The 22,951-nt window shown below is 60.8% G+C and carries 23 protein-coding genes; 10 read left to right on the top strand and 13 right to left on the bottom strand.

All coding sequences use genetic code 11. The features are described from left to right. Positions 1–29: 29 nt before the first annotated feature. Positions 30–1,763, bottom strand: a complete 1,734-nt coding sequence (locus ABVV53_RS15930; RefSeq protein ID WP_353985422.1) for a M23 family metallopeptidase — start codon at positions 1,761–1,763, stop codon at positions 30–32. 273 nt (positions 1,764–2,036) lie between these two features. Between ABVV53_RS15930 and ABVV53_RS15925 the strand changes: the two genes are divergently transcribed. The 5 genes from ABVV53_RS15925 to ABVV53_RS15905 all read left to right on the top strand — a co-directional run bounded on the left by ABVV53_RS15925 (position 2,037) and on the right by ABVV53_RS15905 (position 6,504). Further along, positions 2,037–4,580 (top strand): helicase-related protein, encoded by a 2,544-nt coding sequence (locus tag ABVV53_RS15925; RefSeq protein WP_353985421.1) that lies wholly within the window; start codon positions 2,037–2,039, stop codon positions 4,578–4,580. Between the two features lie 17 nt (positions 4,581–4,597). Continuing rightward, positions 4,598–4,912: an RNA-binding S4 domain-containing protein gene (locus ABVV53_RS15920; protein ID WP_353985420.1), complete on the top strand. Its 315-nt coding sequence runs from the start codon at positions 4,598–4,600 to the stop codon at positions 4,910–4,912. Further along, complete coding sequence (gene fdxA, locus ABVV53_RS15915) at positions 4,909–5,247, top strand: ferredoxin FdxA (protein ID WP_353985419.1); 339 nt, start codon at positions 4,909–4,911, stop codon at positions 5,245–5,247. The genes ABVV53_RS15920 and fdxA overlap by 4 nt, the downstream gene beginning before the upstream one ends. A 269-nt stretch (positions 5,248–5,516) precedes the next feature. Further along, a complete protein-coding gene (locus ABVV53_RS15910) occupies positions 5,517–6,050 on the top strand; it encodes a CarD family transcriptional regulator (protein WP_353985418.1) in 534 nt (177 codons plus the stop codon). A 124-nt stretch (positions 6,051–6,174) separates the two neighbouring features. Next, a complete protein-coding gene (locus tag ABVV53_RS15905; RefSeq protein WP_353985417.1) occupies positions 6,175–6,504 on the top strand; it encodes a hypothetical protein in 330 nt (109 codons plus the stop codon). Positions 6,505–6,510: 6 nt separating this feature from the next. On the opposite strand, the gene ABVV53_RS15900 is transcribed toward ABVV53_RS15905, so the two are convergent. Then, positions 6,511–7,458, bottom strand: coding sequence for an L-threonylcarbamoyladenylate synthase (locus tag ABVV53_RS15900; protein WP_353985416.1), 948 nt, complete (start codon positions 7,456–7,458; stop codon positions 6,511–6,513). A gap of 24 nt (positions 7,459–7,482) precedes the next feature. On the opposite strand from ABVV53_RS15900, the gene ABVV53_RS15895 reads away from it, so the two are divergent. Continuing rightward, entirely contained in the window at positions 7,483–8,355 is an 873-nt protein-coding gene (locus ABVV53_RS15895; RefSeq protein WP_353985415.1) for an ATP-binding protein, read from the top strand. A gap of 37 nt (positions 8,356–8,392) precedes the next feature. Here ABVV53_RS15895 and ABVV53_RS15890 read toward each other — a convergent pair whose 3' ends face one another. Then, positions 8,393–9,823, bottom strand: a complete 1,431-nt coding sequence (locus ABVV53_RS15890; RefSeq protein ID WP_353985414.1) for a PQQ-dependent sugar dehydrogenase — start codon at positions 9,821–9,823, stop codon at positions 8,393–8,395. Positions 9,824–9,884: 61 nt separating this feature from the next. Here ABVV53_RS15890 and ABVV53_RS15885 point away from each other — a divergent pair, with 61 nt between their 5' ends. Continuing rightward, complete coding sequence (locus tag ABVV53_RS15885; protein ID WP_353985481.1) at positions 9,885–10,367, top strand: GAF domain-containing protein; 483 nt, start codon at positions 9,885–9,887, stop codon at positions 10,365–10,367. Between the two features lie 132 nt (positions 10,368–10,499). After that, complete coding sequence (locus ABVV53_RS15880; RefSeq protein WP_353985413.1) at positions 10,500–11,243, top strand: glycine zipper 2TM domain-containing protein; 744 nt, start codon at positions 10,500–10,502, stop codon at positions 11,241–11,243. 48 nt (positions 11,244–11,291) lie between these two features. On the opposite strand, the gene ABVV53_RS15875 is transcribed toward ABVV53_RS15880, so the two are convergent. From ABVV53_RS15875 to ABVV53_RS15850, 6 genes are all read right to left on the bottom strand, one after another. Then, positions 11,292–12,251 (bottom strand): ParB/RepB/Spo0J family partition protein, encoded by a 960-nt coding sequence (locus ABVV53_RS15875; RefSeq protein ID WP_353985412.1) that lies wholly within the window; start codon positions 12,249–12,251, stop codon positions 11,292–11,294. Beyond that, positions 12,248–13,024, bottom strand: a complete 777-nt coding sequence (locus tag ABVV53_RS15870) for a ParA family protein (protein ID WP_353985411.1) — start codon at positions 13,022–13,024, stop codon at positions 12,248–12,250. The genes ABVV53_RS15875 and ABVV53_RS15870 overlap by 4 nt, the downstream gene beginning before the upstream one ends. A 3-nt stretch (positions 13,025–13,027) precedes the next feature. Beyond that, positions 13,028–13,660 (bottom strand): 16S rRNA (guanine(527)-N(7))-methyltransferase RsmG, encoded by a 633-nt coding sequence (gene rsmG, locus ABVV53_RS15865; protein ID WP_419956787.1) that lies wholly within the window; start codon positions 13,658–13,660, stop codon positions 13,028–13,030. Then, positions 13,657–15,504 carry a tRNA uridine-5-carboxymethylaminomethyl(34) synthesis enzyme MnmG gene (mnmG, locus tag ABVV53_RS15860; protein WP_353985409.1) on the bottom strand — a complete coding sequence of 616 codons (1,848 nt, stop codon included), beginning with the start codon at positions 15,502–15,504 and terminating at the stop codon, positions 13,657–13,659. Before mnmG ends, rsmG begins: the two co-directional genes overlap by 4 nt. Positions 15,505–15,601: 97 nt before the next feature. Next, on the bottom strand, positions 15,602–16,882 hold the full coding sequence (gene mnmE / locus ABVV53_RS15855) for a tRNA uridine-5-carboxymethylaminomethyl(34) synthesis GTPase MnmE (RefSeq protein ID WP_353985408.1): 1,281 nt from the start codon (positions 16,880–16,882) through the stop codon (positions 15,602–15,604). 25 nt (positions 16,883–16,907) lie between these two features. Further along, a complete protein-coding gene (locus ABVV53_RS15850; protein WP_353985407.1) occupies positions 16,908–17,174 on the bottom strand; it encodes a DUF6489 family protein in 267 nt (88 codons plus the stop codon). 105 nt (positions 17,175–17,279) lie between these two features. Between ABVV53_RS15850 and ABVV53_RS15845 the strand changes: the two genes are divergently transcribed. After that, positions 17,280–17,978: a dienelactone hydrolase family protein gene (locus ABVV53_RS15845; RefSeq protein ID WP_353985406.1), complete on the top strand. Its 699-nt coding sequence runs from the start codon at positions 17,280–17,282 to the stop codon at positions 17,976–17,978. A gap of 67 nt (positions 17,979–18,045) precedes the next feature. Here the strand turns inward: ABVV53_RS15845 and ABVV53_RS15840 are convergent, their stop codons facing one another. From ABVV53_RS15840 to hemE, 4 genes are all read right to left on the bottom strand, one after another. Then, entirely contained in the window at positions 18,046–18,753 is a 708-nt protein-coding gene (locus ABVV53_RS15840; RefSeq protein ID WP_419956791.1) for a TerC family protein, read from the bottom strand. A gap of 24 nt (positions 18,754–18,777) precedes the next feature. Beyond that, complete coding sequence (gene rho, locus ABVV53_RS15835; RefSeq protein ID WP_353985404.1) at positions 18,778–20,034, bottom strand: transcription termination factor Rho; 1,257 nt, start codon at positions 20,032–20,034, stop codon at positions 18,778–18,780. 237 nt (positions 20,035–20,271) lie between these two features. Then, positions 20,272–20,712: a CopD family protein gene (locus tag ABVV53_RS15830; RefSeq protein ID WP_353985403.1), complete on the bottom strand. Its 441-nt coding sequence runs from the start codon at positions 20,710–20,712 to the stop codon at positions 20,272–20,274. Positions 20,713–20,744: 32 nt separating this feature from the next. Then, entirely contained in the window at positions 20,745–21,770 is a 1,026-nt protein-coding gene (gene hemE, locus ABVV53_RS15825) for a uroporphyrinogen decarboxylase (protein WP_353985402.1), read from the bottom strand. Positions 21,771–22,101: 331 nt separating this feature from the next. On the opposite strand from hemE, the gene ABVV53_RS15820 reads away from it, so the two are divergent. Beyond that, positions 22,102–22,947 carry a pyruvate, water dikinase regulatory protein gene (locus tag ABVV53_RS15820; RefSeq protein ID WP_353985401.1) on the top strand — a complete coding sequence of 282 codons (846 nt, stop codon included), beginning with the start codon at positions 22,102–22,104 and terminating at the stop codon, positions 22,945–22,947. The last annotated feature ends 4 nt before the right edge of the window (positions 22,948–22,951 follow it).

Raw genomic sequence — 22,951 nt, 5'->3', positions numbered from 1 at the left:
ACGCGGCTTGCCGCAAATCGGCACGCGCATCAATTGCTGTGGCCGGAGTCCTCGACGGCAGCAAGGCGGCGAACAGCCGATGGATTGGCCAAGGATCGCCCGCCCGAGGATGGATCCGATTGAGCCGGCATCGTTTCGTGGTGACCGGCAAGACGGTCGATCTCGCGGCGCACCTCGGGCTCCAGCGGCGGCGGCGCAGGCGCGAGGCTAGCAAGGGCCGCACCGGGACCGATGGCCAGCATGGTGCCAAGACGCTGCTTGAACGCGGCAAGCTCGCGCTTGTCGACTTGCGGCCGCGAAGCAAAGCGCATGCCGGCCGGATTGACCGTGCGTCCGCCGCGATATGCCTCGAAATGGAGGTGCGGACCGGTCGAAAGCCCGGTGGAGCCGACGTAGCCGATCACTTGCCCGGCGCGCACTTGGGCACCACTGCGCACGGCGATCCGGCTCATGTGGGCATAGCCGGTGCCGTTGCCGCCACCGTGATCGAGCCGCACGTAATTGCCATGGCCGCCATGTCGCCCGGCAAACGATACCACGCCGTCCGACACGGCGTGGATGGGCGTCCCGTGCCGGGCACCGTAGTCGACGCCCGCATGGCGGCGCACGAAGCCCAAGATAGGGTGCCGGCGCATGCCGAAGGTTGAGGTTATCCGCCCTGCCACGGGTGCGCCGATGCTGCGCGATTCGCTGGCGCGGGCCAAGGCACCGGCAGCAACCATGCTACCGTCCTTACCCCAGCGTAGGAGCTGCAGCTTCGGTTTTCCGCCTCGCTCGAGCCCCGCGTAAAGCAGTTCGCCAACGTGCCGCTCGCCTTTGGCGGAGCGCTTGTAAGCCACTACAATGTCAAATGAATCGCCCGCGCCAAGGTCGCTTTCAAGGCTGACGTGCCGGTCGATCGCGCGAAGATAGGATTGGATGGCTGCAATAGGCACCCCAGCGTTGCGCGCCGAGCGATAAAGGCTGGAACCCACTTCGCCGCGAATTCGGAGCGGCGTTTCGTCGACCGCGATGGGGTGCTGCTCCAGCGTCAGCCCGCCGTCCTGCCGTGTAATGGCAAGCTCAAGGTCGAATCGGGCACGAAAGTTGAGGCTCTCCAGCGTGCGCGCGGCGCCGGGTTGGGGACGCCGGCCCAGAGTGATTTCGAACTGGGTGCCCGATGCGATCTGGCCCGCAGGCATGACCCCGCCGAGCAGAGAGCTGACGCGGCCGATGTCACCCTCGCCCAGACCGGCGCGGGCGAGCATTCGGCCAAAGCCGTCGCCTTGGCCCAGCGTCGCGATCAATTGTATCTCTGGGCGCTCCGGCGCGGTAGTCAGAGGCCGTACCATCGTGGTCGCGCCCATGCGGCGGCCACTGTCGCCGCCGAGGGCCAGCGGCATGATCATCTGGCTACGATATTCGTCACGGATCGCCCGGTCGGCGGGCAGCGCTACCGCGGCCTCAACTTGCGAGAAATCCGGCCAGAGCGAAACGGCAACAGCGCTCAGGCCCACCAACGTGCCAAGGCCCCGCAGCCAGCGGCGGCTGCCGGTAGCAGCGATCAAGGCAGGCGCGAAGTGGTTGCGGGCGCTCCAGCTTTCGATGCGGTCCCGCCAGCCGCGCGGCTGAGTCGCGCCAATCGCGGCTACACGCTGCGCCTTGATGAAATCACGTTGTGGAGTGAATTTGGGCATTGCGCCCGAGGATTGCGCATGGACCAGCATCGCGGGTCCACCCGCGCCACAGCCGCCTTCTTCCATGTGGCCAGGTTCTCGTAACAAGCCCGTGTCCCAATCGCGCCCTGCAGGCGTTTCCAGGCCGAGCCCTGACTGTTCAAGGTTAATACATTCTAAAACCTGGGGATTGCGTGCTCCTGACAGGACGAAACGTTGTTTTAAAAAGATAAGCGGTGGAACTCCCGCGCCAGCTCATAAATCCACTTCTTCAACTACGAGGGATTCCTTCTCCCTTCCGTTCGATATCCCCAGCTTGCCGCCTGCAATGCAGCCCCTGCCTTGCGGTAGGCCTGCAGCGATGCCACATCTTACAGTGCGATGGCTGCCTCTCGACCCGCCGATGCTCGCAACTGGGATGCGAGCCGTGTTCGTGCCGTCCTCGGCCCTACGAACACGGGCAAGACCCATCTCGCGATCGAACGTCTTTGCGCCCACTCCAGCGGAGCGATCGGCTTCCCGCTGCGACTGCTGGCTCGCGAAGTTTACGACCGCGTCTGCGCCATCAAGGGCCCGAACAACGTCGCGCTGATCACCGGTGAGGAGCGGATCGAGCCCAAGAATGCGCGCTGGCTCCTCTGCACCGTAGAGGCCATGCCGGTGGTGCAGGACAGTCTCGCCTTCGTCGCCATCGATGAGGCACAGCTGGCGGCCGATCGTGAGCGCGGCCATGTCTTCACCGACCGCCTGCTCCACGCAAGGGGCCGCGAAGAGACCATGATCTTGGGATCGGCAACCATCGAACCGCTGGTCAAGTCGCTCATCCCGCGCGTCGAAGTCGAAAGCCGTCCGCGCTTCTCCATCCTCCGCCACGCCGGTGCCAAAAAGCTCAGCCGCATTCCCCCACGCAGCGCGATCGTCGCATTCTCGGCGGAGCAGGTCTACACCATCGCCGAGATGCTTCGCCGTTTCAGGGGTGGTGCCGCCGTTGTCATGGGTGCGCTCAGCCCCCAGACGCGCAATGCGCAAGTGGCGCTCTATCAGTCGGGCGAGGTCGACTACCTCGTCGCCACCGACGCTGTTGGGATGGGCCTGAACCTTGACGTAGAACACGTCGCCTTTGCGGGGCTGTCCAAGTTCGACGGTGTACGGCAGCGGCGCCTGACCACAGCCGAGATGGCGCAGATCGCGGGTCGCGCAGGCCGGCACCAGAAGGACGGGACCTTCGGTACGCTTGCCGGCAGTCATCACGCATCCGAGTTCACCGATGAGGAAGTCTACGCGATCGAGGAGCATCGCTTTCCTCCGCTCACGAAGCTGTTCTGGCGTGAGCCTGAGCCCCGGTTCGACAATCTTGCCACGCTGATCGGCGACCTGGAGATGCCACCCTCCACGCCTGAGCTTGCTCCCGCCCCAGAGGCGATCGACATAGCCGTTCTCAAGCTGCTGGCGGACGATCCCCAGGTGGCCGGAAGCATTCATTCTCCTGGCGTGGTCCGCCGGTTCTGGGACGTGTGCCGCCTGCCCGACTTCCGAAGTCAGGGTCCGGAGACCCACTCGCGTTTCGTGGCGCGCTTGTGGCAGGACTTGCGTGAAGGCGAGCTTGGCGCCGACTACGTAGCGCGCGCCATCGCGCAGCTCGACGTAACCTCGGGCGACATCGACACGCTTCAGGGTCGCATCGCCGCGATCCGGTCGTGGGCCTACATCGCACAGCGCCCGGACTGGGTGCTTGCCCGCGACGAGATGGCGGCGCGCGCCCGCGCGGTAGAGGCGCGCTTGTCGGACGCGCTCCATGGCAAGCTGACGGAGCGCTTTATCAACCGGCGCACTGCGGTTCTGATGCGCAAGCTGGGCACGGACGCGGGATTGCTGTCCGTCCGACTGGAAGACGAGGAGGTTCTGGTGGAGGGTGAGCACATCGGTTCGCTGAAGGGATTCGCATTCGCAGTCGACCCCGGAGCCAGGCTGTCCGATCGAAAGCTGCTGCTCGCCGCTGCCGAACGTCATCTACCGGCGCTGCTGGAAAGCCGCGCCGCCGAACTGATCGCGCAGATGAGAGCAGGACAAGCTGGTTTGACCCTCGAAGCGGGCGCGATCACCTTGGAAGGCGCGACGATCGCCTGCTTGTCTCCGGGAAGGTCCGTTCTCTCACCCCAACTGCAAGCCGATAGGTCCCTTGATGCTCTCCCCGCCCCGGCGCGAAAGGAACTGCTCGCAGCACTGGAAGAGTGGCTCCAATCTTTACTCAAGCCGCTGGAATCGCTGCGACAGATCGAAGATGCGAGCCGGAACGAAGATGCAGGTCCGGAACTGCGAGCGGTGCTGATCGGGCTCGTGGAAGCCGGAGGGATGATCGAAAGGACTGCTTCGGGCCTGGAGCGCATGGACAAGACGCAACGGCTTCGGCTCGCGCGGCTTGGTGTGAAAGTTGGTTCCCTCGACATTTTCGTGCCCGCGATGCTGAGACCAGCAGCCGTGCAACTTTGGCATCAGTTGCAAAAAGCAGGACACTCACCGGCAGAGGCGGATACCATCCCTGCTGGCATGCCGCCGACGCTCCAATCCGGACGCAGCGGGGCGCGAGGATACCGTAGTTTGGGCAAACAGATGATCCGGCTTGATATGGCCGAAAAGCTGCTGCGGGACGCCCACCAGGTTCGCACGCCCGTCGGACGCCGCCCCTTCGTGCTCGACTCCTCCAAAGCGATCTCGATGGGGCTGACGCAAGCCAGCTACGAACGCCTCCTGCGGCTTGCGGGCTTTCAGCCGATACAGCCCCGCGCCATGACCGAAGGTGCGATGGGCCCGCCCGCTCCCGTGCGCTGGCGCTGGCGTCCAGCGCGTCCCCAGGCCCGCCCTGCTCCTGCGGCACCAACGCCACGCCAGGGAGCGTTTGCGGGACTGGCGGACCTCGTCCGCTGAAAGCCGGGGCTGCCGCGATGCGGATCGACAAGCTGCTCTGGTATCTGCGCCTCGCACGCAGCCGTCCCGCCGCCCAAGCCATGGCCGAAGGCGGTCACATGCGGTTGAACGGCCGCCGAATCGATCGTGCTCACCAGAAGGTGGGGCTTGGCGACGTGCTGACGGTACCGACCGGGAACACCGTCCAAGTCCTTAAGTTGCTCACCCTCCCCGCCCGGCGCGGTCCTGCTCCGGAAGCGAGAGCGCACTATAGAGTGCTTGACGGAACCGGCGCTGATCCCATAGGCGCCTGCGCGATAGAGAAGTTCCAGGAAGGGTTTCTGCAGCCATGACTTATGTCGTCACCGACGCCTGCATCCGCTGCAAGTTCATGGATTGCGTGGAAGTCTGCCCCGTGGATTGCTTCTATGAGGGCGATAACATGCTCGTCATCAATCCCAGTGAATGCATCGACTGCGGCGTGTGCGAACCTGAGTGTCCGGCTGAGGCGATCCTGCCCGACACGGAAAGTGGCCTCGAGCCGTGGCTTGAGCTGAACGCGAAGTATTCCGCGGAATGGCCGAACCTCACCACGAAAAAGGATCCGCCGGAGGACGCTGACGACTTCAAGGGCGTTGACGGCAAGTTCGAGAAGTTCTTCTCCCCGGAGCCTGGCGAAGGCGACTGAGCCTCGCGCGGCAGCTTGCCGCACCCTTCCCGTCGAACCGCATGGGCCACAGGGCGCAACGCCCTGGTGGCTCTGGCAATTTTGTGACAGCGGTGCTATATAGTGCGCAACTGCCGGGGCGATCTGCCTGTCGGCGGTCGTTTTCATTAAAGAGGCAAGGTTCGGCAGCACTCGGTTGAGATCGCGATCTGACCGGCAGTGAGGCGTTGTCTCACTCGGATCGCACGCCTCTCCGCCGAGCAACGGACTTGCAGGTGAAAGGACGATACATGGCAACCAGCGCCAATGCCTTCGATGTCGGAGATTACGTCGTTTATCCCAAGCACGGTGTCGGCCGGGTCATCGAGCTTCAAAGCCAGGAAATTGCCGGCATGCAGCTAGAGCTGTATGTTCTGCGGTTCGAGAAAGAGCGGATGACGCTTCGCGTTCCCGTGAACAAGATCGAATCGATCGGCATGCGCAAGCTTTCTTCGGACAAGACGCTGCGTGAAGCGCTCGATACCCTGAAGGGCAAGCCCAAGGTGAAGCGCACCATGTGGTCGCGCCGCGCCCAGGAGTACGAAGCAAAGATTAACTCTGGTGATCTCGTCTCGATCGCGGAAGTGACACGCGACCTGTTCCGTGCCGACGATCAGCCGGAGCAGAGCTATTCGGAACGCCAGATCTTCGAAGCGGCCTCTTCACGTCTGGCACGTGAACTTGCCGCCATGGAAAAGACGGACGAACCTGCCGCGCTGAAGAAGATCCTCGCGATCCTCAACGAACATGCGCCAAAGTACTACGACACGGCGGAGTCGGCCTGAGCCGTTAACGCCTTCAGTCGTTTCCAAATCAAAAGGGGCTGCCTCTATCAGGATGGCGGCCCCTTTTTCGATCTGGCGACGATGTTCGTTGCCTCAAAATCCTGGTCGTGGCAGCAAAGCGAAGATGAACATCAAAACCCCTGCTCTGCTCGCCACGATCGCTCTGCTGACGCTGTCCGGTTGTGTTGCCCGCACAGCAGTGGGAGTAATTACTGCACCCGTCCGGGTCGCTTCAAAAGCAGTCGACATAGCGACTACCAGTCAGTCCGAAGCAGACGAGAAGCGAGGGCGTGAAATCCGCCGTCGGGAAGAGCGACTGGGCAAGCTACAGCGCAGCTATGATAAGCACCGCCGCCAGTGCGAACAGGGCGATCAGCCGGCATGCGAGACAGCTCGCAACGAATATGATCAGCTTCAAGATTCGCTGCCTACCGTCCCCTACGAACGGCGCTAGCAACAACTAGGCTGCGGCGCGCCGCAAGCGGTCGTTGAGTGCTATCCCAATGCCGAGTTCTGGGATGGGTGCAACAGCAATTCGCAGATAGGGCGACGCCGCTGCCTGGTGCAAAACCGCATAAAGGCGGGAGGCCGCTTCGACGAGATCTCCGGTTGAGGAGAGCTGCGCATGACCATGAATTGCGCCGAAGCCAATCAAGAACTCGTCTCCCGCGGCGTTTGTGGCATCCAGACGGACCGGCTTTCCAGGCGCGTAGTGGCTGGCGAGCTGGCCGGGAGCCTCAACACCTGCCGGCTCAGATATGCTCGGCGGAGTTTCCAGTATTGCTTGCAACTGCGACGACGTGACGGGCCCAGGTCTTAGGATTTGCCAACCGCCACTGGCACGCAAGGCCACAATCGTCGATTCAAGACCCTCCACGCAGGGGCCATCATCAAGAATAAGGCTCACATTGCCGCCCAAAGACGCGGCGACGTGTTCGGCGCAGGTCGGGCTAACCGCGCCGCTGCGGTTTGCTGAAGGAGCCGCAAGTGGGACACCGGCCTGCTCCAGAACGCTGCGCATGGCCGGGTGGCCGGGGCAGCGCAGCGCAACCGTGGGAAGGCCCGCGGTGACCGCCGGAGCTAGGCCCGCGCCGGGCAGTGCGGGCAACACGAGGGTGAGCGGCCCGGGCCAAAGTGCAGCGACGAGCCTCTCCGCGGGAGAATCGAATGCGGCCAAGTCGCGAGCCTGAGCAACGCCAGATATATGGACGATCAGCGGATTGAAGCTTGGACGACCTTTGGCCCGGTAGATAGCCTCGACGCTCTCCTGACGGTCCGCGCGTGCAGCCAGGCCGTAAACCGTTTCGGTCGGCAAGGCGACGAGCTGTCCTTCACGCAAGAGAGCTGCCGCCTTGCGGATACCGTCCTCGTCGGCGACAACAACTGAGGGTCGACTGGCCTGCGTCATCAGCGGCCGCTATAGGCAGCAGGCATGGATTGCCAAGGAAAAGAGGCGCCGACGCTCAGCAACGCGATCGGCGAGGACGTTAGCAGCCAACTCGCTCGGATCGCGGATGTGCTGCAGCAACTTGTACCGCAGGCGGGCCAAGCTGTTGATTGGCTCTCCTGCCCCGCTTACGTCTGGAGCGGAGCCGCTGCACGCGGCATTCAGCGACTCGAAGCACCGGACCTCGATCTCCTTCGTGGCATCGACAGTCAGAAAGAACGGGTCCTCACCAACGCGGTCCGGCTCGCAGCTGGATACGCCGCCCACGACATGCTTTTGTGGGGCTCGCGTGGAATGGGCAAATCCGCGCTCCTGCGCGCGGCAGTGCGCCAAGCCCAAGCTACCTACCCCGACCGGATCGCACTGGTCCAAGTCAGCCAGGATGCCCTCTCCAAAGTAGGGTGGCTGTTTGCGGAACTCGGCCGGGTAGATCGTCGCTTCCTGGTGTTTGTCGATGATCTCGGCTTCGAGGAAGGAGATTCTTCGGGACCGCGCCTTTTGCGATCCTGGTTAGAAGGCGGGGTTGAGGCCAGGCCTTCCAATGTTCGCCTGGCGGTCACATCAAACCGGCGCGCTATCGTCGGACGAACAATGTCAGAGCAGAACGACCCGATCAATCCGCGCGATGCCGTTGACGATCAGCTTGCCCTCGCTGACAGGTTTGGTCTGTCGGTCGGCTTCCATAACTGCAGTCAGGACGACTATCTCGCTATCATCGCTGGTTATGCCGAAGCGCTCGGACTTGTCTGGCAGCACAGCGATGCGCTCGAATGGGCACAGCGCCGGGGCGCTCGCTCTGGCCGAGTGGCCTGGCAGTTCATAACAGAACTTGCCGGGCGCGCCGGTATCTCAGTCTGACTGCACCAAGCGCGCCGCTGCCGCGAAGCGCGCTCCATCACATCGGCTGTGTCGGATCGACAAGCTGCTCCCGAGGCTGAAGGTGCTCGGTGACTACCGCCTGTGGACCAGCACTGGGAGCCGCATCGGGAGCGACGACGCGCCAGATCACACCGCCGGTATCATCGCTTACCAGCAATGCTCCCGTCTTCTCCCACGCGAGCCAGACGGGTCGTCCTTTGGCCTTGTCGCCATCCGCTTCAAGGAAACCTGTCAGCACCTCCAGGGGCTTACCGCTGGGATTGCCGTTAGCATCGAAGGGGACGAAGACGACGTCGTAACCCGATGGCGGCTTGCGATTCCAGGAGCCGTGGCGCGCCACGAAAGCGCCGTTTGCGAAACGCTCGCCCAAGCGACTGCCGGCCGTTGCGAACTTCAGCCCAAGCGCTGATACATGTGCGCCCAATGCATATTCCGGCTTGCGCGTATACTCGAGCATGTAAGTGTCCATCGGCCACTCGACCCGCTCATCGAACTTGTCTTTCCAGTAGACCCACGGCCACCCGTACTGCGCGCCGACGGGAACATTGGTGAGGTAGTCCGGCACCAGGTCCGGACCCAGCATGTCCCGCTCCTGCACCACGGCCCACATCTCGCCCGTTGAGGGATTCCAGTCGAGGCCGTTCGGATTGCGCATACCCGCGGCATACTGGCGTCGCCGGCCTGTATCAGTGTCAATTTCCCAAATGGCCGCTCGCCCCGTCTCTGCTTCCATTCCATCTTCAGCGATGTTCGTCGCAGACCCGACCGCAACGTAGAGGTACTTGCCGTCCTGGCTCAGCAACAAATTGCGCATCCAGTGATTGCCGCCCGCAGGCAGTTCCATGAGCTGCCTCGGCGCTCCCATCAGTTCAGTCGCGCCCGGCTCAAACTTAAATTCGAGCACCTCATTGTGGTTGGCGATGTAGAGCTTGCCGTTGGCATAGGCCATGCCGGAGGGCGAATGCATGCCAGCCTCGCGGAACTCGAACTTCTGTTCAGCTTCGCCGTCGCCATCGGCATCACGCAGCAACATGATCATGTCAGGCGACGGACCACCCGCGCCGACCTTTCCCATGAACAGCTTCATGAAGAAGCCTTTGATGCCGCCCTCGCGCGCACCAGCAGGAGCGTTCGTGAGCGCGACGAGAATATCGCCGTTGGGCAGCGTCAGCATCGTGCGCGGATGATCAAGGCCGCTTGCAAAACGGCTAACCGTTAAGCCTTGTGCCGCCTGCGGAGCCTCGTTCTCTTCCCAGCCAGATGGTTCGGCAAGGGCCACACTCGGAATGAGTTGCTCCTTTGGCTCCACCAGAAGCGGGTCCGAGCCAGTAGTTGCTGCAATGGGCCGGTCAGAGCGGTGGGCTCCATCGTGATATACGAACAGCCCCCCCACCAGAACCACCGCGAGGATCAGGACCAAGAGTGCTTTGCGCTGCCAGCTTTTCATGCGTGAAGAGATAGGGCCCTCACAACTAGCCGACAACTGTTGTTGCGGCTATGCGGCCATGATGTTTGACCTCGCTCCCGATCCTTCTCTTTCCAAGCCGATGCTCTACGCATCGCTTGCTCGTTCCGCGGCCGCTCTCGTCGAGGGAGAACGCGATCCCATCGCGAACATGGCCAATCTCGCCGCCTTGATCTGGCACTCCGTGCCCGGATTGAATTGGGCAGGCTTTTATCGGGCAATCGGCGACGAACTCGTACTCGGTCCTTTCATCGGCAAGCCAGCATGCATCCGGATCCCCTTTGGGATAGGGGTTTGTGGCACGGCTGCAGCTAGCGGTGCCATCCAGCTGGTGGCCGACGTGGAAGCCTTTCCTGGTCATATTGCTTGCGATGCCGAAAGCCGATCCGAACTCGTAGTGCCCGTGATAAGCAGTGGCAGAGTTTGCGCAGTGATCGATCTCGACAGCCCAGAACTGGGCCGCTTTGACGAAGATGATTCTGCGGGAATAGCGCTCATTGCAGCTGTTGCTGCACAGTTTCTCTAACATCAAAGAAGACCTGCGTCGATTCGGGACAGCTGGACTGTTTGAGCATCTCGACCTTGGTTTTCTCCGCGCCCCCGTGCTAAATTTCGCGTTAAAGCCGTCCGAACGGTGATAGACGCGAAGGAATGTCCGATGGCTCTCCGTTTTCCCGCTAACTACGCCTTAGGCATGGCTGCCGGCATCGCCTTGATGGCTCCCGGTGCCGTACTGGCCCGCGATTCGGATTATCAGGGCGGATGGCGCGATGGACGCTGGCAAGATAGCCCGCACGTAGAGCCTCCCCGCTTGGAGGCGCGGTCGAGCTACTACTCGCCTGCTCAAGAGATGTGGCTTGCGGACTGTCGTAGCCGCATCTCCACCCATGACAGCGGCGTAGGTGGAGCAGTGATCGGCGGGGTTGCCGGCGGCGTCGCAGGTAACCGAATTGCTGGACGAGGCAACCGCACCGTAGGAACTCTAGCGGGGGCCGCAGTGGGAGCTGCCGCCGGTGCCGTCATCGATCGCATGGAGGATTCAGGCCGAAACCGCGACGAATGCGAGGCCTATCTTGAAGACTACTACGCTCGCGCTGAAATCAGCGGAGTTGCCAGAGGATACAACCAACCCGGTTTTCCGTACGGCTACGCAGACCATCCCAGTTGGCAAGCCACTTATCCCCCCGGTTATAACGCCTACTACCCCTCTCAGCCATACAGCGGCTGTTGCGCTGGCACATCAGCCATGATGGTCCCCGCTCCCGTCCAAGCAAAACCAGATTGCACTGAAACAGTCGAATACATTTATGAGGACGTTCCTGTAACGCGGCGGGTTGTTCGTCAGGTTAAGCGCACCAAGGTGGTGCCGGATAAGCGCGTGAAGATAATCAGGATGAAGTAATCAGTCGTTTCTTCGTCGCAGCGCCGATCTCATCAAGCTATTGGTCGGCTAAATATCTCCGCCGCTTAGGCGCTGACATATTAGATCGAGCTGATCAAGTGTGGCATAACGGATAGTTACTGTCCCGGACTTCGGGTCGGTGTCCGCCTGAATTCTCACCGGCAGGCCTAGAATTTCTTCAAGGTGCCTCTGCACAGCGGCGATATCCGCATCATCCGCAGCGTTACGAGCGGTTCGGGTCTTACGGGGAGATGACTCGCCCTTGACCATACGTCGGACGAGCTTCTCGACCTCGCGGACTGACATCTGCTGAGCGACAGCCACTTGTGCGATAGCCTCGGCATCGTCAGCGCCTATCAAAGCGCGAGCGTGACCCATGGAGAGCTCTCCTCGCTCCACAAGAGTAATCACGGCTTCCGGTAAGACTAGCAACCGTTGCAGGTTAGCCACGTGGCTCCGGCTTTTGTCCACCATTCGAGCCACTTCGGCTTGTGTGAGACCCTCGTTTTCGGTGAGGCGGTTGTAAGCGCGTGCCTCCTCGATCGGGTTCAGATCCTCTCGCTGCAAATTCTCGATAAGCGCGAGCGCCATGACATCTCTGTCGGTCAAATCTCTCACGAGCGCGGGGATCTCGTGAAGCTGAGCCTTCTGCGCGGCACGCCAACGGCGCTCGCCTGCAACAAGCTGGTACTGTCCTCGGTCAAGAGCACGAACGATGACCGGCTGAATCACTCCTCGCTGTGCTATGGACGCTGCCAGATCGTTGAGGGCGTCCTCGTCAAAATGCCGGCGGGGCTGATCCGGGTGCGGAATGATGTCAGCGACGGGAAGAACTGTGAGACCCCCTGGCCCTGGGCGCGGGCTCGCAGCTGCAGCAGGCTCAGAAGCCTGGGCTGCGACCGGCTCCTCTCGCCGCGTCTCTCCAAGCAAGGCTCCCAGACCGCGTCCAAGGCCCTTCGGCTTTGCCTTGGGCGAACTTGAAACTCTTGCTACAGCTTCATCACTCATGCCGCTTTCCTCTGCTCAGGCAAGCGGGTGATCAACTCACGTGCAAGCGCGATATACGCCCGACTTCCGGGACAAGCATGATCATAGATGAGTGCCGGCAGCCCATGACTCGGCGCTTCCGAGAGGCGAACATTGCGTGGAATTGTTGTCTCGAACACGAGCTTTCCTAGACAGGAGCGGACATCTTCCGCGACCTGATCGGTTAAGCGATTACGGCGATCAAACATCGTCAGCGCAATACCGATAATCCCAAGCTGCGGGTTAAAGCGCTGCTGCACCCGTTCGACCGTTTGAAGAAGCTGGCTAAGACCCTCGAGAGCAAAGAATTCGCACTGCAAGGGTACCAGGAGTGTGTCGGCAGCCGTTAGCGCATTGAGCGTTAGAAGACCCAATGAAGGGGGACAATCAATCAGGCACACGTCGTACGGCAGGTCAGGCCGCAGCGACGATTGCAGCCGATGGGCCCTGTCATCGGCCGTCACCAACTCGACTTCGGCTCCCGACAAATCGACCGTGGCCGGGCACAAATCTAGCTTCGGAATTGAGGTCGATAGTATGCATTCTTCAATCGGCGTCTTGTCCACGAGCACATCGTACGTCGATCGATCCCTCTGATCGGCACCAACCCCTATACCCGTTGAGGCGTTGCCCTGGGGGTCAAGGTCGACCAGAAGCGTCCGCCAACCGGTGGCGGCCAGCGCGGTCGACACATTGATCGCGGTCGTAGTTTTACCCACTCCGCCCTTCTGATTGGCGATGGCTATGCGAATCATGAGTCAGCCCTTCCGGCCAAGTAGCGTACCGATGATGATACCAGCCTCCGAGTCGGTAAGCGACGGTTCCACGTGGAACACATGCTCCCACCCTCTTAGCTCCAAAACCTCTTGAGATGCTGAGCGGCCTTTCGGCAACAACCAAGTTGTGGCGCCTGTGGAGAAGCGCGAGGCACGGTCGAGCAACTGCGGCAGTGGAGCGAACGCACGTGCAGAGATCACGGAAAACGGCCGCTCCGGCACATGCTCGATGCGCATGCCTTCTACTTTCGCATGTTCAAGTTCGAGATGAGCGCAAACGCGTTCCAGCCAGTCAATCCGCCTCGCTCTCGATTCCACCATTGTGACGTGCACATCGGGCCGGAGGATCGAAATCACTAGTCCCGGGAAGCCAGCACCCGTCCCCAGATCAAGCCAGCTCAGATCTGTTTCACGTGGAACATGGGTGAGGAGCTGAGCACTATCCGCGATATGACGCTGCCAAACCATTCCCAAGGATGAACTCGCAACTAGATTTTGCCGGGCGTTCTCCTCGGCAAGCAGTGAGATGAACGTCGCCATCCTTGCTTCCGACCGCGCATCCCACTCCGGGAGAGCACGAAGCCAGCTTTGAGCCTCAGCCTCTGTCCTAATCACGCAGCTTTACGCCGCGCATGGACCAGCAACGCAGATAGAGCAGCGGGCGTGATGCCGGGCACACGTCCAGCTGCCGCGAGAGTGGATGGCCGTGCCTTCAACAAGCGCTCCACCATCTCTCGTGAAAGGCCGGGTACATCTGCATACGGAAAATCATCGGAAAGATACATCGCCTCACTTGCTCGCAGATCCCGGAGTTCGCGGTCTTGTCGCTCCAAATACGGCGCGTACGCCGCATCTTCAGAGACCTCTTCAAGCAGGCTCTGATCAACTGCGGCCCGATTGCCCAGCCAGGAGGAGAGCCCAGCGATATCAACACCCTCGAAACGGAGCCACTCCGATAGTCTCATGATTCCGGCATCCCCGCGGACCGGCAACCCGGCGGCAAGGAGGTCCGACGCTGCGGCACGTTGACCAAGTCCGTCTACCAGCATCTGCCGCTGCCGCTCCCGCCGCTTAAACCACTCTGCCCTCTTTGCGCCGACCACCCCTGCTTCCAGAGCTAAAGGCGTTAGCCGGGTACTAGCATTGTTAGAGCGCAGACGAAGCCGATATTCAGCTCGTGCCGTCAACATACGGTATGGCTCGCTGACTCCCTGAAGCGTCAGGTCGTCGATCATCACAGCAAGATAGCTATTCGCGCGGTCGAGCTGTGGTGGTTGCCGATCCAGCACCACGGAAGCAGCATGCAGCCCTGCAACCAGGCCCTGCCCCGCCGCCTCCTCATATCCTGTGGTGCCGTTGATCTGTCCGGCAAAGTAGAGTCGCGGGATCTCGCGCACCTCAAGGCTTGAACGAAGGGCGCGCGGGTCTACATGGTCGTACTCAACGGCATAGCCCGGAACAACCATGTCTACGTATTCAAGCCCTTCAATAGTGCGGAGCAGGTCGAGCTGCACGTCCACCGGAAGAGACGTGCTTATCCCATTCGGGTAGACCAAGTGCGTGTCGAGCCCCTCCGGCTCCAAGAATATCTGGTGCCCATCTCTATCAGCAAACCGGTGAATCTTGTCTTCTATCGAAGGGCAATATCGTGGTCCCCGCGCATCAATGGCACCTGTAAACAAGGGCGAGCGATCCAGGTTCGATCGTATGAGATCGTGGGTGTGCGGGTTAGTCCTGGTAACCCCGCAAAACACCTGCGGGTTGATGCGGCGTTCCTCGAGAGCGGACATCATCCACGGCTCAGCATCGGAATGCTGCTCTTCCAGCCTTGACCACTCGATAGTCCTGCCATCCAGCCGTGGCGGAGTGCCCGTCTTCAGCCGCGCCATCGGCAAACCAGCCTCGCGCAACTGCTGCGCGAGCCGGTGCGCGGACGCTTCAGCAATCCGCCCACCACTCATGCGCTCTTCCCCTCGGAAGAGGGTACCCCCCAAGAAGGTGCCAGTGCAGAGGATGGTGGCAGAGGCTCGGAGCTGGGCGCCGTCAGCAAGCTCAACCCCTGCTGCGAAGCCGTTTTCAAGCAGCAGCACTGCCGCTTCGCCTGATACCAAAGCAATATTATCGTGCTGCGCTAAACCTGCCTGAATTGCAGCTTTGAACAGCTTCCTGTCAGTCTGCACACGTGGTCCTTGGACTGCGCTGCCTTTCGACCGGTTCAACATGCGGTAATGGATGGCTGCGGCATCTGCTGCCCGAGCCAGCAGTCCGTCAAACGCGTCAATCTCGCGAACGAGATGGCCTTTACCCAAGCCGCCGATCGCCGGATTGCAACTCATGGCACCTATCGTATCCAGGTCGAAGGTAACCAGAGCTACACGGGCACCCATTCTTGCTGCGACAGCTGCAGCTTCACAACCTGCATGGCCGCCGCCGATGACGATGATGTCGTAGGAGTGCATACGGGCGCCTTAGCTAACCCGATGATCGCGGTCAAAGCGTAGCCCTAATCTGAGGTCGGCCGAACGGTGCTGATTTAGAGGTGTTCCACGTGAAACATCACTTCCCGATGCAGAAGCGTCTGAACAGAGCATCGAGCATGTCCTCAGCGGCCGACCTCCCGAGCAGGCGATCCAAAGCCACCCTCGCGCTTCTGAGACACTCCCCCACGAGAAGCTGGTCTGTTACATTTTTTGATTGATTGAGAGCTTCGCATGCGACCTCGAGCAGATCATGCTGCCGCTGATTGACCGCGAGGGAGCCAGGCTTAACCATTGCCTGACTAGCGAGTTGAACAAGGTCGTCTCGCAACGCATCCAATCCCACCCCAGTTATGGCTGAGACCCGATGGCGAGCGCCTCCCTTGGACTTAGTTCCAGTGTCAGCGAAACTCTCTATCTCCCAAATCACGTTACCCGAGCCCTCCCCCTCTGGCCCCAGCCAAAGCACGAGGTCTGCGCCAGCTACTTCTCCCATTGCGCGCTGGATGCCGATGGCCTCGATGCTGTCATCTGTGTCCTCACGCAACCCAGCGGTATCCGCGAAAACGAAAGGAACTCCGCGAATAGCTATCGGCCGGGTAAGGACGTCCCGTGTAGTTCCCGGGCGTGGCGCGGTAATGGCCGCCTCATCCTCTATCAGCCTGTTGAAAAGACTGCTTTTTCCTGCGTTTGGAGGACCAGCCAGAACAACGCGAAAGCCTTCTCGCAACTTCTCAGACCGAGGCCCTTCAAGCAGAGTCCGTATCTCACCCGCCAAATCCTGAAGCAAACCGGCAAAGCTTGGGGGAATATCCTCGACGTCGTCTTCACCCCCAAAGTCCAGAACTGCTTCGAGCTGAGCAGAAAGGGATAGGACATCATCGCGCCATCGCGCAATCTGGGACGACAGTGCGCCACTTGCGAGAGCAATAGCTTGGCGTCGCTGTAGCTCGGTTTCTGCAGTCAGCAGATCCGCCAGACCCTCTGCTTCAGCGAGATCAATTCGACCGTTAGCAAATGCCCGTCGGGTGAATTCGCCAGGTTCTGCACGCCTCAAGCCGGGGATCGCGCCAAGCGCATTCTCCACCGCGGTTATAACCGCCCGCCCGCCATGCAAGTGCAGCTCTACGAGGTCCTCTCCCGTCGCGGTAGCCGGCCCTGGAAACCACAGGACAAGCGCGTGATCCAGTGTGGCGTTGTCCCCATCAGCTAAACGCCGTACGCTGGCCCTGCGTGGCTGAGGCCGCTCACCGGCAAGTAGTACCTCCAGAGCCTTTGCCGCTTCTTCCCCGCTGATCCGCACAATGGCGATTGCAGCAGGCGGAGATCCACTCGAGAGAGCAAAAATCGTATCGTTCACGAGAACATCATCACGCCAGGGGTGATCAGTCTTCGTTCTTCTTCGCGCCGTCTGCACCGCCCTTTCCCATCGTCGCCCCGCTCTCCATGAGTTGCTGAAACAACTTGAGGCCCAGTTGCCCCATGGGCGCGACTTGCTTGGCTACCTCCTGCAGTTGCTCGAAGTTGCCGACGCCCTTCATCGCGTTTGTCATTGCGTCGACGTAGACGTCGTTCGCCCTTGTCACGTCCGGCAAGCCTAGAAAGCGACGAGCTTCCTCAGGTGAACACTCGACCTCGACATTGACCTTCATCGGCCTCTCCTGAGAAGCATTTTGGCCAACATTGCTGACACATACGGTTGGCAAAGTCCACCGCACCCGCCTACTCCAAGGCGAAAGCACAGCAAGGAGAGCCAGATGACGACCAATACCGAGATTCCGACTCTTGAGACAGACGGGATGATCCCAGCCTATGTCCTGAAGCCGGAAGGATCCCCGCGTGGGGCCATTATCGTGCAGCAGGAGATCTTCGGCGTCGATCCAGGCATCCGTAAGAAATGCCAAGACTGGGCTGAACGCGGTTACCTTGCCGTGGCGCCGGACACATTCTGGCGGCAACAACCGGGCGTGGAACTCGACGCGGATATCCCGGAGCAGTTCCAGGAAGCCGTCGGATACATGATGAAGCACGACTTCGATCAGGGCATTCGGGACATCGAAGCGGTGATCCACTGGATACGCCAGGAACAGGGCGTATCAAAGGTTGGACTGGTCGGCTTTTGCATGGGTGGTCGCATTGCCTACATGGCTGCCGCCCGCACCGACATAGACGCTTCTGTCGGGTACTACGGCGTGATGATCGACCAGATGCTGAATGAAAAGCACGCCATCGCAAATCCGCTCATGCTCCACATTCCGACTGCGGATCACTTCGTCCCTGCTGAGGCGCAGAAAGCCATTCACGAAGGCCTCGATGACCATCCGAAGGTCACTCTGCATGACTATGAAGGGCTCGATCACGGCTTTGCCGCTGAAATCGGATCTCGTCGCGATGACGCTGCCGCCACGCTCGCGGATCAACGCACCGCCGCATTCTTTGCCGAGAACGTAGGCTGACGGGCTAAACGCAGGGGAAGCTATCCCCTCACCGAGACCAAGTTCTCAGGGGAGGGGATAGGAAACCTTAAAATAGCGTACCCACGCCAAGCTGAGGGTCGACCCAACCGTCGTAGATCATTTTGCTGGCGACATAGAGGATCACGATCAAGCCGATCCAGGCGATCCAGCGGAAGCGTTCGATATACCGGGCGATCACGTTCGCTGCCAAGCCCATCAGCAGCACGGCAAATACCAAGCCGACGATGAGAATGCCCGGATGGTCTCGCGCCGCACCAGCGACGCCAAGAACGTTATCGAGGCTCATCGAGACGTCTGCGAGCGCAACCGAGAAGGCAGCTCCAGCGAAAGTCTTCGCAGGCGCAACACCTGAGTCCTCATCACCTTCAATTTCAGGCGAACCTGGAGAATGTTCGCTGCCGGTGTGCAGCTCCCGGTACATCTTCCAAGCCACCCAAAGCAGCAACAGCCCGCCTGCAAACACGAGACCTACGATGCCCAGCAGCCATGTCACGATCAGTGCAAAGCCGACGCGCATCACCAGCGCGGCAAGGACACCGATCAGAATGACTTTCTTGCGCTGATCCGCAGGCAAGCCTGCAGCGAGTGCCCCTACCACGATCGCGTTATCGCCGGCCAACACCAGGTCGATCATCAAGACCTGGAGAAACGCCGAAAACGCTGCTGGCGTACCGATGTTCGAGAAATCGTCGACGATATGCTGCCAGATCTCCGCCGGTCCTCCCATGGAGGGAGCCGCGGCGGCCAGCGTCATAAGCAAGTCCAATTTCAGCCCCTCTTACTGATTCATGGTCGCGAAGAAGTCCTCGTTCGTCTTCGAGTCCTTCATCTTGTCCAGCAAGAACTCCATGGCGTCTACGGTTCCCATCTGCATGAGAATTCGACGCAGCACCCACATCTTGGAAAGTTGGTCCTTGGGTACCAGAAGCTCTTCCTTGCGAGTGCCGGACTTGCCCACATCGAGCGCGGGGAAGATGCGCTTGTCGGACACCTTCCGGTCGAGTACGATCTCCGAGTTGCCGGTGCCCTTGAACTCTTCGAAGATAACTTCGTCCATGCGGCTGCCGGTGTCGATCAGGGCCGTCGCGATGATGGAGAGGGAGCCGCCCTCCTCGATGTTACGCGCGGCGCCGAAGAAGCGCTTGGGACGCTGCAACGCATTGGCATCCACACCGCCGGTGAGCACCTTGCCCGAACTTGGCACAACGGTGTTGTAAGCGCGGCCCAGACGAGTGATGGAGTCGAGCAGGATGACCACGTCACGCTTGTGTTCCACAAGGCGCTTGGCTTTCTCAATCACCATCTCGGCAACCTGGACGTGGCGCTGAGCAGGCTCGTCGAACGTCGAGGAGATCACTTCGCCCTTCACCGAGCGCTGCATGTCCGTGACTTCCTCGGGTCGCTCATCGACCAGCAGAACAAGCAGGAACACCTCCGGGTGGTTGTCGGTGATCGCCTTGGCCATATTCTGCAGCAAAACCGTCTTGCCCGTCCGCGGCGGTGCCACAATCAGAGCGCGCTGGCCTTTGCCCTGAGGGCTGATGAGGTCGATAACTCGCGCGGACTTGTCCTTGACCGTGGGGTCTAGACTGTCGAGGTTCAGGCGCTCGTCGGGATACAGCGGTGTCAGGTTGTCGAAATTGACGCGGTGGCGGACCACATCGGGATCATCGAAGTTAACCTTCGTGAGCTTTGTGATCGCAAAATAGCGCTCGCCGTCGCGGGGAGCACGAATCTCGCCTTCCACCGTATCTCCGGTGCGCAGACCCCATTTGCGGACCTGGTTTGGCGAGACATAGATATCGTCAGGCCCCGCCAAGTAGTTCGCCTCGGGGCTGCGCAGGAAGCCAAAACCGTCGGTCAGCACTTCAATGGTGCCCAAGCCCATGATCTCTTCGCCATCCTCGGCAACTTCCTTGAGGATGCCGAACATGAGATCCTGGCGGCGCATCGTAGAAGCACCCTCCACGCCGAGTTCTTCGGCCATTTCCACCAACTCGGCCGGTGTTTTCTGCTTTAGTTCTTTGAGGTGCATGTTTGATTCTTTGCGATTTTCCGGAGAGGAATTGCGGGAAGGCCGGCGGATCGATGGGCTTGGAGAAAGCAGATCCAGGAAGGCGAGCATACCTCGCCCACGCCGGGACGCTTCGCCAGATAAGCGCAGAGCGGCTCAGGGTCAACGCGCTCACGCGCTGTACGCGGCAGACTGAGCGAAGATAGCGGCTACTTACCGCTAGCCAAGAAGCGGCCACTCTGGCGTTGGAGGCGCCAGTTAAAAGGGCTTTACGACTGCAAGGACGACGATCACGGCAGCAGCAAGACCCGGTACCTCGTTCAAGAGACGGAGCTTTTTGCCCGACATCCGACGATCGCCCTTGGCGAGCTTCTTGGAATAACTCACCATCCAGCCGTGGTAACCCGTTAGCAGGATCACGAACAGCAACTTGGCGTGCAGCCATCCGCCGGACCACCACTGACCACTCGTCGCAATCGCCAGGCCAAAAAGCCACACGGCAATCAGCGCCGGCGTCAGGATAATCTTGCGCAGACGCGCTTCCCGCTCAACCCAGCGGGCTTCCTCAGCGGAACCGGCCTCGCTCTCCTGATGGTAGACAAAAAAGCGTGGGAGCATGAACAACCCCGCCATCCAGAAGATCACGAAGATCACGTGACCGGCTTTGAGCCACAGGTATATCACCGAGAGTTGCTCCATTCCTGTATCATAGCTTCGACCGAGGGCAAATGTCAGCCCTTCCAGCCGCGAACAGTGGACAACAACTGCTCGACATGCGCGATCGGCGTATGCTGGCCGATCCCGTGGCCCAGATTGAAGACGTGGGGACGATCGGCGAGAGCGGCGAGGACGCGGTGGGTCTGGCGAGCGAGCTCATCCCCTCCCGCCAGCAAGAGCAATGGATCAAGATTCCCCTGCACCGGCATATCTTGAGGTAACGCCTGCGCCGCCCAGAGCGGATCGATAGTCTCGTCGAGACCGACGGCGTCGACGCCGGTCTCCCGCGCATAAGCTGGAAGCTTCTCGCCTGAACCCTTCGGGAATCCGATGATTGGTACGTCGGGATAGCGCTGCTTCACCGCTTCCACGATTCTCGCATTGGGAGCGATGACCCATCGCTCGAACTCGGAAGGCGCAAGGCTTCCTGCCCAGGAATCGAAAAGTTGCACCGCTTCCGCGCCAGCTTTGATTTGCCCGCAGAGGTATTCAACGGTCACCGCAACGATGCCGTCAACGATCTCCTGAAAAGCCTCGGGATCACGGTACGCCATGGCACGAGCGTCGTGCTGGTCGCGACTGCCCTCCCCTGCCACCATGTATGTCGCAACTGTCCATGGACTGCCTGCGAAGCCCAGCAGGGTCTTGTCTGGGGTCAGGCTGGCGCTGACCTTGGCTACCGTCTCGTAGATTGCCGCGAGCCGGCCCGGTACCGCTTCCAGGCTGGAGAGCGCTACATCGACGAGGCGCGGCGTGAGCTTTGGACCCTCTCCCGCGAGGAAAGCGAGATCCTGTCCCATGGCATAGGGTACGATGAGAATATCGGAAAACAGGATAGCGCCGTCGAAACCGAAGCGCCGGATGGGCTGAAGAGTGATTTCGGCCGCCGCATCAGAATCGTAGACCAGCGCCAGGAATCCGCCTGTTTCCGCTCTCAACTCGCGGTACTCGGGCAAGTAGCGCCCGGCTTGGCGCATGAGCCAGATGGGCCGCACGCTGGTATTCTCGCCTTTGAGTACGTTCAGGAGAAGTCCGGGCATCGCGTCCAAGGTCCCATAAGAATAATTATATTAGAATAGGGCTGATGAAGGTTGTTGGCCCTGTGGATAGCGGGGAAGCCGGCGTCTTGCCCGATTTGTCCGGCGATGAACAGTCCTCCGCAGGTCTGCGACTCCGGCAGGGGCGGCAGTCAAGAAAAGGTTCTTCGCCTTATCCCCAGCCTGTGCAGGACCACCCTGCCCTGTCTAGAAGATGGAGGCAGGAGAGCCGGTAGTGGGGGCGGAATCCGCCTGACGAGTTGTCACCGCTTCTCTCCCGTGGTTTATGCGCCCTCTATCCACAAGCCTCCCAACAGGACCTGGCAGACCGTCCATGGCGCGCTTTCACCTCCATTTGCTGTCAGACTCTACCGGTGAGACGTTGGAGATGATTGCCAAGGCTGCGCTTGCCCAGTTCGATGACAGCGCGGTCGTACGGCACTTCTGGCCCATGGTACGCTCGCAGCAGCACCTTGACCGGATCATGGGGGAGATCGCCGCTAACCCTGGCCTCGTCTTCTTTACCCTCGTCAACGATGAGACACGCGGCAAGCTGGAGGCGCGCTGCCAGGCGCTGGGGCTGCCTGCCATCGCGGTGCTCGATGGCGTGACCGACGCGCTGGAGGGATTGCTGGACCAGGAAGCAAAGGGCCGTCCTGGAAGACAGCACCGGCTGGACGAAGCCTACTTCGCTCGTGTCGATGCGATCCAGTTTACGATTGCTCACGACGACGGCATCGGCTGGGAGAACTGGGAAGAGGCAGAGATGGTGCTGGCGGGCGTTTCGCGTTCGTCGAAGACCCCCACGAGTATTTATCTCGCGAACCGCGGCTATAAGGTCGCAAACATCCCGATCGTGGTCGAAAGCCCGCCGCCTTCTACGCTGTTCACCTTGAAGCGGCCTCTCGTGGTCGGGCTGACGACAGCACCAGAGCGGCTGATCCAGATCAGGCGCAACCGTCTCCTTTCGCTAAGCCAATCGCCGGATACCGACTATGTGGACCAGGAGAAGGTCGAACGCGAATTGAAGTACGCACGGCGCATGTTTGCGGACAACAACTGGCCGGTGATCGACGTCACGCGACGGTCGATCGAGGAGACGGCTGCCGCGATCATCAATCTGTATAACGAGCGTGTGGCAGCGGGCGAGCAGGCGGTTGCCGGGGTAAAACCGATATGACTGA

Source organism: Novosphingobium kalidii (assembly GCF_040534015.1).
Taxonomy (GTDB): domain Bacteria; phylum Pseudomonadota; class Alphaproteobacteria; order Sphingomonadales; family Sphingomonadaceae; genus Novosphingobium; species Novosphingobium kalidii.
This window is presented reverse-complemented; position numbering and strand designations above follow the sequence as displayed.